The sequence below is a fragment of the Acinetobacter bereziniae genome (genome assembly GCF_016576965.1).
Classification (GTDB): Bacteria; Pseudomonadota; Gammaproteobacteria; order Pseudomonadales; family Moraxellaceae; genus Acinetobacter; species Acinetobacter bereziniae.
Genome location: NZ_CP066119.1, coordinates 2,216,169 through 2,228,479, shown reverse-complemented (window position 1 = coordinate 2,228,479; position 12,311 = coordinate 2,216,169). Strand labels below are relative to the sequence as shown.

The 12,311-nt window shown below is 35.4% G+C and carries 12 protein-coding genes; 7 read left to right on the top strand and 5 right to left on the bottom strand.

Features of this window, described 5'->3' with window-relative positions:
• Positions 1-166 precede the first annotated feature (166 nt).
• On the top strand, positions 167-1,330 hold the full coding sequence (locus I9192_RS10365) for a ribosomal protein uL16 3-hydroxylase (protein ID WP_200150382.1): 1,164 nt from the start codon (positions 167-169) through the stop codon (positions 1,328-1,330).
• Positions 1,331-1,622: 292 nt separating this feature from the next.
• Here I9192_RS10365 and I9192_RS10360 read toward each other — a convergent pair whose 3' ends face one another.
• Together I9192_RS10360 and I9192_RS10355 are read right to left on the bottom strand one after the other, a co-directional pair.
• Complete coding sequence (locus I9192_RS10360; RefSeq protein ID WP_200150381.1) at positions 1,623-2,078, bottom strand: DUF6896 domain-containing protein; 456 nt, start codon at positions 2,076-2,078, stop codon at positions 1,623-1,625.
• Positions 2,079-2,176: 98 nt separating this feature from the next.
• The gene (locus I9192_RS10355; protein WP_004830920.1) at positions 2,177-2,392 is read right to left on the bottom strand and encodes a hypothetical protein; all 216 of its coding nucleotides are present in this window, start codon (positions 2,390-2,392) and stop codon (positions 2,177-2,179) included.
• Positions 2,393-2,579: 187 nt separating this feature from the next.
• On the opposite strand from I9192_RS10355, the gene I9192_RS10350 reads away from it, so the two are divergent.
• Positions 2,580-4,250, top strand: coding sequence for an FMN-binding glutamate synthase family protein (locus I9192_RS10350; RefSeq protein WP_004830921.1), 1,671 nt, complete (start codon positions 2,580-2,582; stop codon positions 4,248-4,250).
• A gap of 34 nt (positions 4,251-4,284) precedes the next feature.
• On the opposite strand, the gene I9192_RS10345 is transcribed toward I9192_RS10350, so the two are convergent.
• Positions 4,285-5,589 (bottom strand): hypothetical protein, encoded by a 1,305-nt coding sequence (locus tag I9192_RS10345; RefSeq protein ID WP_200150380.1) that lies wholly within the window; start codon positions 5,587-5,589, stop codon positions 4,285-4,287.
• A 434-nt stretch (positions 5,590-6,023) separates the two neighbouring features.
• Here I9192_RS10345 and I9192_RS10340 point away from each other — a divergent pair, with 434 nt between their 5' ends.
• From I9192_RS10340 to I9192_RS10330, 3 genes are all read left to right on the top strand, one after another.
• Positions 6,024-6,647: a hypothetical protein gene (locus I9192_RS10340; protein WP_034708864.1), complete on the top strand. Its 624-nt coding sequence runs from the start codon at positions 6,024-6,026 to the stop codon at positions 6,645-6,647.
• A gap of 10 nt (positions 6,648-6,657) precedes the next feature.
• On the top strand, positions 6,658-7,245 hold the full coding sequence (locus tag I9192_RS10335; protein WP_004830925.1) for a hypothetical protein: 588 nt from the start codon (positions 6,658-6,660) through the stop codon (positions 7,243-7,245).
• A gap of 377 nt (positions 7,246-7,622) precedes the next feature.
• Positions 7,623-8,258 carry an isochorismatase family protein gene (locus tag I9192_RS10330; RefSeq protein WP_004830927.1) on the top strand — a complete coding sequence of 212 codons (636 nt, stop codon included), beginning with the start codon at positions 7,623-7,625 and terminating at the stop codon, positions 8,256-8,258.
• 60 nt (positions 8,259-8,318) lie between these two features.
• On the opposite strand, the gene prpC is transcribed toward I9192_RS10330, so the two are convergent.
• Positions 8,319-9,455: a bifunctional 2-methylcitrate synthase/citrate synthase gene (gene prpC, locus I9192_RS10325; RefSeq protein WP_004830928.1), complete on the bottom strand. Its 1,137-nt coding sequence runs from the start codon at positions 9,453-9,455 to the stop codon at positions 8,319-8,321.
• Positions 9,456-9,459: 4 nt separating this feature from the next.
• Positions 9,460-10,344, bottom strand: coding sequence for a methylisocitrate lyase (gene prpB, locus I9192_RS10320; protein ID WP_004830929.1), 885 nt, complete (start codon positions 10,342-10,344; stop codon positions 9,460-9,462).
• 236 nt (positions 10,345-10,580) lie between these two features.
• On the opposite strand from prpB, the gene I9192_RS10315 reads away from it, so the two are divergent.
• Positions 10,581-11,234, top strand: a complete 654-nt coding sequence (locus I9192_RS10315) for a TetR/AcrR family transcriptional regulator (RefSeq protein WP_005029173.1) — start codon at positions 10,581-10,583, stop codon at positions 11,232-11,234.
• Between the two features lie 124 nt (positions 11,235-11,358).
• Positions 11,359-12,279: an ornithine carbamoyltransferase gene (argF, locus tag I9192_RS10310; RefSeq protein ID WP_005029175.1), complete on the top strand. Its 921-nt coding sequence runs from the start codon at positions 11,359-11,361 to the stop codon at positions 12,277-12,279.
• The last annotated feature ends 32 nt before the right edge of the window (positions 12,280-12,311 follow it).

The following is a 12,311-nucleotide window of genomic DNA, read 5'->3' as shown; positions in this document are numbered from 1 at the left end:
AGTTTTTTTATAATCATAGCTGATAACAGACTTTTTACTTTAGGAAAGTAGGGATAACTCTCATTTTATATCCATATATTTTGAATAAAATTACAAATACTTGCACCGACTTTCATCTCATAAGACAATAGCACATTATAGATTCAAATTTGCTTAGGCTATTTTCATGTCACTTCCTTTAGATGTTCTTGGTGGAATTACTGTTGAACAATTTCTCACAGAATATTGGCAAAAAAAACCATTATTGGTCCGCAACGCACTTCCTGAAATTGCTGATATTTTAGTACCTGATGACGTGATGGAGCTTGCACTTGATGAAAACATCACTGCACGTCTAATCAAACAAAAAGACAAAGACCCAAATCAATGGTCAGTAAAAACCTCCCCTCTCATCAAAGGTGATTTTCAAAAAATGCCTAAACTTTGGACCTTATTGGTTCAAGCAGTTGATCACTACTCTTTCGACTTGGCAGAACTTTGGAAGAAATTTTCTTTTATTCCTCAATGGCGCCGTGATGACATCATGGTCTCTTACGCACCTAAAGGTGGTTCAGTCGGTCAGCATTTTGACTTTTATGATGTTTTTCTCGTACAAGGCTTTGGACATCGACGTTGGCAGTTGGGGCAAATGTGTGATGCTGAGTCTGAGTTTGTCGAAGGACAACCTTTAAAGTTGCTACCAAATATAGAGATCAATTTTGATGAAGTTTTAGCACCCGGAGATTTGCTTTACGTACCTCCAGGCTTAGCACATTATGGTGTTGCAGAGGACGAATGCCTCACCTACTCTTTTGGTTTCCGTATGCCAAATATTGCCGACATGATGGATCGTGTAAGTGATAAATTTGTAGAAGACCTACGTTTACGTAATCCACTATTAGATGTGTTAAGGCATAAGTCAAATCCAATTGGGCAAGTGACTCAAGCTGAACTGGATTATTTAAAAGCAGAATTATTGGCTCAATTAAATCAATCTGATGTATTAGAAGACGCGATTATGAGTTTAATGGCTGAACCTAAATATCCTGAAAATATTCCAGACGCGGAAGCGATTGGTACAGGCGATTTGGAAGAAGTACTTGAGCAAGGTTACTTACTCCAAATCGAACCTGCTTCACGATTGATCTATCTTGAACAAAACAATCAACTATTGTTTTGGGCTAATGGTGAATCCATCTGTATCTCTATTGAATTTGCACCATATTTAAAACAGATTGCAGATGGTCACGCTGTAGCATTAAATCCTCAATTATCTGAACAAGAAATTTTAGAAGATATTGCAGGTTTATTGAATGAATCTATCTTGATGCTTGTTCCCACTGATGAATAAAATTCGCAATCTAGCTCTAACAATGCAACGCTTAGATAAAGCCTGAAAATTCAGGCTTTATTTCTATCAATTTACTTTCAGCATAATTTTAAGAAATAATTCCCTCATCCTTGCTTAAGCTGATATTTGAGTAAGTTTAAGAACTTAATTGAAGCATTGAGTGTATGTGACTTCAGTTCTATTAGAGTATAAATTTTCATAGCTATTACAAAAGTAAAATTCAACATTTCATCTCACTAGAGATAAACACTTTACTGTGACTTTAAGTCCTTTTATCATCCTATTTTTTTACTTATAGTTTTCGATAAACTCCGGAACCCATTGTCAATATTTTTTGTCGTTCAAGTTTTTCAAAAAAATCTAAAGTACTCCTAAAGGGATGAACGAAGTATTTTGTTAAGTGGTTGAATTCAACTGTTGTCTTTAGAAAATTATAAAAGAAATATGGGTCAAGATTACCAATGCTTTCTTTGTTTCCAAGCGAAACTTCAAGAATTTGCCCTGTTATTAAGTTCTCAAACATACAGTGTTCACCATGCACAAAAAAAGACCAATCTTCCGATAGCATTTTTTGTCCATTTAAAAAATCAGCATCTTGTATTTCGTAATAGTGTCCTGCATTAATTTTTTCTTTTTCTGGTTGGTCAGTTTCTGTAATCAATTTATCAATAAGCACTTCAGCAATGGCTTTATAGTTGTCCATTGCTTTTAATAATTCCTGTTCTACATCAGATGTAAGATCGATCATATAATTACTGTCAAAATTTCAAAGCTAAATAATTAAAACTTATAAATAAGGCTTGAAAATTCAGGCTTTATTTCAATCAATTTACTTTCAACATAATTTTAAGAAATAATTCCCTCATCTTTGCTTAAGCTGATTTTTGAGTGAGCTTGAAAACTTAACTGATGCTTTAATGTCTCGTTTTCCTGCTTTAGGTTCTTTATTTTAAAAAACTGGAACAATAGCCCGATATAAGCAATAACAACAATCACAGAAACATAAATGGCTAAAAAACTGATACTAGGGTTTAACAATTTTGTCAGAAACTCTTCAAACATTTTCGATTCCTTTTTATTTTCGATACATTATTCGACACACAATATAGGCAAAGTACCTCAAATCTTCAAAAAAAGAAATCATTCCTGTATTAATCTAGAACCATTCTCAAGTCTAACAAATCGTTACTTGAGCTCTTTTGTAAATTTAGGCAACTTAACACCAGATAATGAAAGAGATATTTCCAACATGGCAAGCCCTGCGCAAGCAATTCGACATCAACTTTTAAATACATTTTTCTCCCGTTATTCCGTTTGGTTTATTTGTATTTTTCTCTCGTTATTTTTAACTTGGATTATTTTTTTTAATGAAGGTCATTATATCTATTATTTCTTTTCAGACACCGTTCTGAATTTAGCATGGGTTGTTTTCTCGATCCTTGCTGCAATAGGTTTTGCAGATATTATTCAAACACAACATTCTATTCTAAGAAATTACCCTTTGATGGGACATTTTCGCTTTTTCTTTGAAGACATACGCCCAGAAATCCGCCAATACTTTATCGAGTCTGATAATGATGCCCTGCCTTTTTCAAGAGCACAACGAAGTCTTGTTTATCAACGTGCCAAAAATGAAAATGCAGATAAACCCTTTGGCTCAATTATTGATGTATATCAAGAAGATTATCGTTTCTTAACTCACTCGATGACACCTAAAACTCCAGCTGACTTTAATACATTCAGAATCAGTATCGGCAATGATCAATGCACTCAACCCTATAGCGCATCGATCATGAATATCTCTGCAATGAGCTTTGGGAGTTTAAGTGCTAACGCTATTTTGGCTTTGAATACAGGCGCAAAAAAAGGCAACTTTTATCATGATACTGGTGAAGGAAGTCTAAGCCCTTATCACCTCAAACCAGGTGGTGATATTGTTTGGGAAATTGCCAGTGGTTACTTTGGCTGCCGTACTCTTGATGGTAAATTTGATCCTGAAAAATTTAAACAACAAGCTGCTTTGCCCCAAATCAAAATGATTGAAATTAAACTTTCACAAGGCGCAAAACCGGGTCATGGCGGAATCCTGCCAAAAGATAAAATTACCAAGGAAATTGCTGAAATACGTGGTGTTTCAATGGATGTTGACTGTGTTTCACCAGCGTCGCATTCAGCATTTAGTACACCGATTGAAATGATGTACTTTATTCAGCAATTACGTGAATTATCGAATGGTAAGCCTGTCGGATTTAAACTATGTATTGGTCAGCCTTGGCAGTTTATGAGTATTGTCAAAGCAATGTTACAAACCAAAATTGTACCTGACTTTATCGTTGTGGATGGTTCAGAAGGTGGTACAGGTGCAGCTCCAATTGAGTTAATTGATCATATGGGAACACCTTTGCGTGAAGGTCTACTGTTTGTTCACAATACCCTCGTCGGCGCAGGTTTACGCTCCCAAGTTAAAATCGGGGCAAGTGGTAAGATTATCAGCGCTTTTGATATTGCAAGTACGATGGCAATGGGGGCAGATTGGGTTAATTCCGCTCGAGGCTTTATGTTTGCGGTTGGCTGTATCCAAGCTCAAAGCTGCCATACCAACCAATGCCCAGTAGGTGTCGCAACACAAAATAAAGAACGTCAAAAAGCACTTGATGTTCCATCAAAAGCAGATCGTGTATTCAACTTTCAAAAAAATACCTTAAAAGCACTGGCTGAAATGATTGCTGCAGCAGGCTTACAACACCCAGCTGAAATTAAAGCACATCATCTTGCGCAACGTATTAATGACCGTGAAATCAAGAATTATGCTCAATTGCACTTTTGGATGAAAGATGGTGAGTTATTGTGTTGTGAAGATAAAGATGAAGAAAATTTCTATTTTAGAATGTGGAATTTAGCAAGCGCTGAACGCTTTTAAACAACCAGAACTAACCATCTGATTAAGGAGATCATCATGATCTCCTTTTTTCGATGTTAAATCCTGTACGACTTGGTCGTGCAATTGCAGCTAGATGTACGGGTTTAAAATTGCCTTGCTTCAATTCTTTAAGATTTACCATTTGAAATAATTCAACGGATTGATATCCCAAATAAGCATAAATATCTTTGCTGAATGAAAATTTTAAGAAAACAGCATAACAAAATTGAAAATAATAATAGCCTGCTATACTGATAATAAATGCAACACAGGCTGCAAAAATATCAAATAAGATAAAGCTAACTAAAACAATAAAACCTAATATTAATCTTAAAGTTTCCATATATTTTTCGTGGTCACTTTGTGGGAATCGCGGTCTTTGTAATACCTGTAGCAACTCCTCATCTATGGTTAAATACTGATGATAATCATAAATCAACCAAGCATATTGACCTATTGAATCACCTTGTTGTGAAATGATCATCTTTACATCAGTATCTTGAACAAAGTGAAAGTCATCCAAATAGCTATAGAAATTTGTTCCTTGCAGATTAAATCTCACTTCAGTTAAAGCATCAGGATATGCAGTGGTTGATTCCCTCTTTTCTATTATATATTGATCCAATCTTCCAGAAATGGATTCCACTTTAAATTTGGCAAGTTCATGTTGAGTTAAACCAAACTGGACCAATTTTTGAGTGTGCTGCGCTAATTGAGTTTTTAATTCTCTATCATTTCGACCATGCCTCAACTGATTGATTAAGCTTAAATCATACAATTGATCAAACTCATAGAAATATGAATTCGTGAGTTTTAAACTGTCTAAAGTTCTTTTACTCAAGACAGGTAGCTTTAACATATGAAACAAAGCTTCAATATTGCTGGTTTTTTGTCGATTTAATTTTAGACATTCAAAAATAAAGTAAACAAAGCAACTGACCAAAGTCAGTATTGTCAAATGCATAAACGTATCAAAATAATAAATAGTTCCATCCATAAAATATTGATAAAAAGGATATACAACGACAGCAAACAACAAAACAGCCATGCTAAAACTAAATAATTTATGCAAATTCAATACTGCATCAAAGTGATCAACTGATTGAATCTGATCATTCAAATAAAGTATTTGCTTGGTTTTATTGAATACCGCATATATATCCTTATCCAAAGAATTAAAAATTACTTGGACATCATCGTGTAATTCAAAAACTTGTGATTGTATTTTCGTCCCACGATATTTTCTTTTTTCAATTTTTAAGATGAATATCCCTGTTGCTGTATATTCTACAAAACTAATATTTCCACTTTCTTCAGCAAGATTATCTATATGCATCATTTCTTATAAGCTTAAATTCTATCTAAAGATATTGTTTAACCATATCTTTTTCATATTAAAAACAGCAATTGATTATTACCCGAATATTGATGGATACTGATAACAAAATAAAGTTTTAAATCATCATTTTTCTACACATTACATTTAAGTTTAAAACATCAGTACCTGGTCATTTTACATCTACAAGTAAATGCTCACCTATCACATTTCATCATTCAAACAGGAGGATAAATGGTTAAAAAATATCGACATTTTCACAGATTCCTCACTCTATAAAAAAGCAGAGAAAGAACGAATTTTATATTTAATCAGGTGTTGAAAAAAGTGAATAAATAAAGTCTGTAGTTATACAACACATGAATTACTTAAAGACTACGTTTAATTGGATAAAAATTATGCAAAATAACAATCACGTATCAAAAGAATATCAACACATGCACTTTTTAAAATACTTATCCATCGGCATGACTCTTACAATGTCATTACATTGTTATGCTACTGTGGGAGGGGGTCAACATATTGAAGTACTCGGCTATGAAACAAAAGAACAAAAACTTTATTTACTCAGACATTTTGAAGATGAACGTGGACGCCTAGCACAATTATATTATTACCAATTAAATAGCAAATCACCAGATCGTTTGATTGAAGTTAAATCCCTCTATGTTCATCCTAAAACTCACCAAATTGATTATGATCAAGATGGTACTCGATTTGAAAAAGACCTAGCGAAAATAAAAAAGCGATTGATACCTCTGCTCACTGGCAATGCCAATACGGCAAAAATTCAGATCGTGAAAATTCAAACACAATACGTTCCTGCTTGGCATGATCAATCAGAAAAGATTCCTCAGTATAAAACATTATATAGGGTTAGCACTGCTACGTTAAAAAGCAGCAATCAACAAGCACTACAGTATGCACAAACAATAAAAATCACACAAAATTATGTCATACCTAATCAGAATAAGATGTTAGTTATTGTCAAATATTACGGTATTCCTGAAGAAACAGGTTATGATATTGAAGATCCTGTTTTATTATTACCTAAAAAATGATGAGGCAAAAATGTCAAAAATAATCGCATCAAGCATTTTACTGATGTTCAGTTGTGCAGCTTTCGCAAATGATTACAGCAATATTACGCTGCAAGTTCTCGGTTATGATTCAAAGACTAAACATGTATTTGTTGTTGAAAATTCAAAAAGTTATTCCGTTCCTAAAGTTTACTATTATCCCCTAAACGAGAAAAAGTATGATTTGCCAAAATATGATGAAAGATTCTCTGCAATTAAAGACCAAGCCACATTTAATCAAGCATTAGTCAAGATTCATACCCAACTTAAGCCACTTAAAGCATTAGATGTGCGTGATTTTAAGCTTAATTTACTTGAACAAAATGTCTCATCAGCACAAGGTACAGAATCATTGAGTAAAGTATACAGCTCAATATTCATAGTTCTGAATGCCGAAAATCAAAGTAAAGCAATGAACTTAACCAGTTACAACCCTGACATTAAACTGAAACAAGCTTTTGAACTGCCAAAAAACAAAGGTACTCTGATTACATTCGAATCCCTTAGTCTACCTTTTGATGACGGATATACACGTGAAGAAGCGGTCATTCTTTTCCCTAATGGTCAGCTTCCTCAATAAGTAAAGCCTCCTAGGAGGCACTACTATAAAATAAACATATCATCATCCATCAATTTTATTTGGCGTCATTAAAACATTCTTAACATACAATAAATCAATATCCATCTTACTTTCCTGTAAGTTGTTAAGGATTAAATCCTCATGATTACTCAAGGAATATGCTTTTAATTTTCTAAAATTCATATTTAAAACTCATTACATCTCCCCCCAGATGAACGTTATCAAGTATAAAATTATACTAACAAAGTATCATTTACCTCTAAAAATCATGATCTAATAATTAAGTTTAAATAAAAAATAAACGTTTTATATGCTTTTTATCTGTTATCAATCCAATGATGTAAAAACGTAATCACTTTATAAATTAAGGAAAAGTAATGAAATTTGAAATCGACAATCCTAAAAAAACTGCACTGTTGATCATAGACATGGAAAACGATTTTGTTAAACCTGATGCATCTATGTGGGTACCAATGGCAACAGAAATTGTTCCCAATATAAAAAGTTTAGTTACGATAAGCAGAGAAAAAGGGTTAACAATAATCTATACAACTCATGTACATCAAAAAGACCGAAGCGATATGGGGCTGATGTCAGATTTTTGGTCTCCGATAGATCAACAATCAGCTTTGGTAGATGACACTGAAGGTGTTGAAATTTACCCTGATCTTGCACCGCAAAAAGATGAGATTGTTATTAAAAAAAATCGTTACAGTGCTTTCTACAACACCGATTTAGATCAATATCTAAAAAAATTAGGAATTGAGACGCTTATTATTACAGGAACGGTAACAAATATGTGCTGTGAATCGACTGCACGTGATGCACATTTTAGAAATTATAAAGTGATTTTTGTATCTGATGGTACAGCCACTATGGATCATCCCGATCTGGGTGCTGGAGCAATGAGTGCACAAGCGGTTCAAAAAGCGACTTTAACAAGCCTTTCACTCTGTGTTGCAGAAATTTCATCAACACATGAGGTGATAAAAAGATTATCGTTTTTTCGTTGAACAATACATAGATAAAGCCTGAATTCAGGCTTTATCTATAAACATGCGAATAATTGAAAATTAGGCAGCTGAACGTTCAGCGATTGGAACAACTTTACGAAGTTCTGGTCCTGTATAATCCGCACTTGGACGAATAATACGATTGTCTGCACGTTGTTCCATGACATGTGCAGCCCAACCAGTAACACGAGACATCACAAAAATTGGAGTAAACAATTTAGTCGCAATATCCATAAAGTGATAAGCAGATGCATGGAAGAAGTCTGCATTACAGAACAATTTCTTCTCACGCCACATGACTTCTTCACAACGAACAGATACTGGATAAAGTACTGTATCACCTACATCTTTTGCTAAACGCTCAGACCAAATTTTGATAATGCCGTTACGAGGATCATTGTCTTTATAGATCGCATGACCAAAGCCCATGATTTTTTCTTTACGCTCAAGCTTACCCAGCATTTCACGCTCAGCTTCTTCAGGAGAGGTCCAGTTTTCAATCATTTCCATAGCCGCTTCATTTGCACCACCATGCAATGGACCACGGAGTGAACCAATTGCACCTGTAATACATGAATGCATATCAGACAAGGTTGATGCACAAACACGCGCAGTGAATGTAGATGCATTAAACTCATGTTCAGCATAAAGAATTAACGAAACATTCATCACTTGTTCATGCAATTCATTTGGTTTCTCACCACGAAGTAAATGCAGGAATTGAGCGCCAATTGAATCATCATCGGTATTTTCTTCAATACGCACGCCATCATGGCTAAAACGATACCAATAACAAATGATTGCAGGCAAAGTCGCTAGAATACGATCTGCAACATCTTGCTGTTGTTCAAATGACTTTTCTGTTTCAAGATTACCTAACATTGAAACGCCTGTGCGCATCACATCCATTGGGTGTGAATCAGCAGGAATACGTTCCAAGACTTCTTTTAACGCTTGTGGTAATTGACGCAAAGATTTTAATTTTGCCTTATATGTAGCCAATTGTTCTGCAGTCGGTAATTCACCAAAGAAAATCAGATAAGCAACTTCTTCAAATTGGCAATTTTCTGCAAGGTCTTGCACATCGTAACCACGATAGGTTAAACCTGCGCCACTTTTACCTACAGTAGAAAGTGCTGTTTTACCAGCAACTTGACCGCGCAGTCCTGCGCCTGTGAGTACTTTTCCTTCAGCCATTTTATTATTTCTCCTGCGTGAACAGCTTGTCTAGAGTATTTTCAAAAGTGTGATAATCAAGGAATTCGTAAAGCTCTTTACGTTGTTGCATGGTATCCAATACATTGACTTGAGTACCATTTTCACGAATAGATCGAAAAACTTCGAGTGCAGCTTTTTGCATTGCACGTGTTGCAGATAATGGATATAGCACCATGCTAATACCCTGCTCACCTAACTCTTCAGTGGTGTAATACGGGGTATCACCAAATTCGGTAATGTTGGCAAGTACAGGTACACCTACTGCATCACATACGGTTTTATACATAGTGATGTCCGTCATGGCTTCAGCAAATATTGCGTCAGCACCCGCTTCAACACAGGCACATGCACGGTCAATAACCGCTTGCAATCCTTCTTTTTGTAAGGCATCTGTACGTGCCATTACGACAAAGTTTGAATCGGTTTTAGCATCGACTGCTGCTTTAATACGATCGACCATTTCTTGCTGAGAAACGATTTCTTTATTTGGACGGTGCCCGCAACGCTTTTGCGCCACTTGATCTTCGATATGAACAGCAGCAGCACCTGCACTGATCATTTGTTTTATTGTACGTGCAATATTAAAGGCACCGCCCCAACCTGTATCAATATCGACCAATAATGGTGTGTCTACACGTTCTGTAATACGGCGAACATCTTCCAATACATTGTCTAAGCTCGTCATCCCTAAATCTGGTAAACCATATGAATAATTGGCTACCCCAGCACCTGAAACATAGATTGCTTTATAACCCACTTGTTTCGCCATCATTGCGGCATAGGCATTGACTGTACCAATGATTTGTAATGGTTTTTCCACTTCTAGCGCTTGTCTAAATCTTAAGCCTGCAGACGTTTGTTGTGTCATATTCCCTTCCACAGTGGTCACTTGTTTATTGAGTTTTGAGTATAGCCATAATTTGTAAATCGCATATGACCATTTAGGCATATTACTCTAAAACTTTAGTCAAAGAAAAATGAATTTTGATTCATTTTTTCAATTTAATGCACAATTTCTAACCAAACAAGACAAATCAATACTGACAAAGAAATTTATTGACATTTTTGCTATAATAATTACAACGTACTTTTTATTCGCAATTTATGAACCAAGATTTAGCACATATTGAAGCCTCTGGATGTGATTTTCCACAAACAAAACGTGGTCATGAACGTCGTTTGGCATTATTGATTAGTGCAAATCAACTTTTTTTGGAACATGGTTATGATGCGGTATCACTCGATGACATTGTCAATCATGCGGGTGGTTCAAAGGCGTCGATTTATAAGTATTTCGGCAATAAAGAAGGTCTATTTACCGCAATTTGCGATTATCGCCGTGATCTTTTTTTTAAAGATATCTGCCGACCGTTCAACCCATCATGTAATGATCTTCGTGCTTATCTAATTACCACCTTAATCACCTTCTATAAGCATATGATCATGCCCGATAACATTGCATTTATACGTCTGATCTTTGAACGCTCACAAAAAGATCCACAATTGGCACTCTATATTCATGAAAAGGGTCCCAAACAAGTCCAACTTTCGATTGCTAGTGCTTTAGAACGTTATGCAGAAAACCAAAAACTGGTCTGTGAAAATCCACTTTATTCAGCACAATTCTATTTTGGCATCCTTAGAAATTTAGAATGGCGAATCTTGATGGGGATTGAAATTAAAGATTCTGATCAAGAAATACTCGATTGCATCAGTTATTGCGTAGATCGCTTCCTACAAGGGCATCAAAAGGTCTAATTTTTTTGCGTTTTCATATTCATATAGTATATTAGATGATTCTCCTTTTTATTTTCATCAACCAACAATGAATTGTTGGTCAATTCGCTATTGGCTTTGACTAGACAATTATTGTGGAGTAACCATGGCTCTACGACATTTTCTTACTTTACGTGACTTATCCACTGCTGAACTGAATCGCATCATCGAACGCGCTATAGAGTTAAAGCGAAAACAGCACAATAACGAAGTATTCCAACCTTTTGTTGGAAAAGTCATGGGGATGATTTTTGAAAAGTCGAGCACCCGTACTCGTGTCTCCTTTGAAGCTGGTATGAGCCAGTTTGGTGGCAGTGCAATTTTTCTATCATCTCGTGATACACAACTTGGACGTGGTGAGCCGATTGAAGATTCAGCTCGAGTCATTTCTAGTATGCTTGATATCGTCATGATTCGTACTTTTGGTCATGATATTGTCGAACGTTTTGCTGAATATTCTTCTGTGCCCGTGATCAATGCATTGACCGATGACCATCACCCATGCCAGTTATTGGCTGATGTACAGACCTATGTTGAACATCGTGGTTCAATTGAAGGAAAGACAGTGGCTTGGATTGGGGATGGCAATAATATGTGTAACTCCTATATTGAAGCAGCACATATGTGGGGTTTTAAATTAAAAATTGCTTCGCCAAAAGGTTATGAACCAAAACCAGAATTTCTTTCTGAGTTTGCCCATTGTGTTGAACTGTTTGAATCTGCTGAAGATGCTGCTGTAAATGCAGACCTCATAGTCACCGATGTTTGGGCAAGTATGGGACAAGAGGAAGAACAAAAAATTCGTGAAAAAGCTTTCGCTGCTTATCAGGTCAATGAAAAATTGATGGATTTAGCACATCCTGATTGTTTATTTATGCATTGTCTTCCTGCACATCGTGGTGAGGAAGTTTCTGAAAATATGTTGGATCATAAAAATGCAGTGGTGTGGGATGAAGCAGAAAATCGCTTACATGCACAAAAAGCATTGGTTGAATTCTTGATCAATGAAAACTTAAAAAAAGATTAGTTTTCTAAAGTTAAGATCAAGTCATATCCATA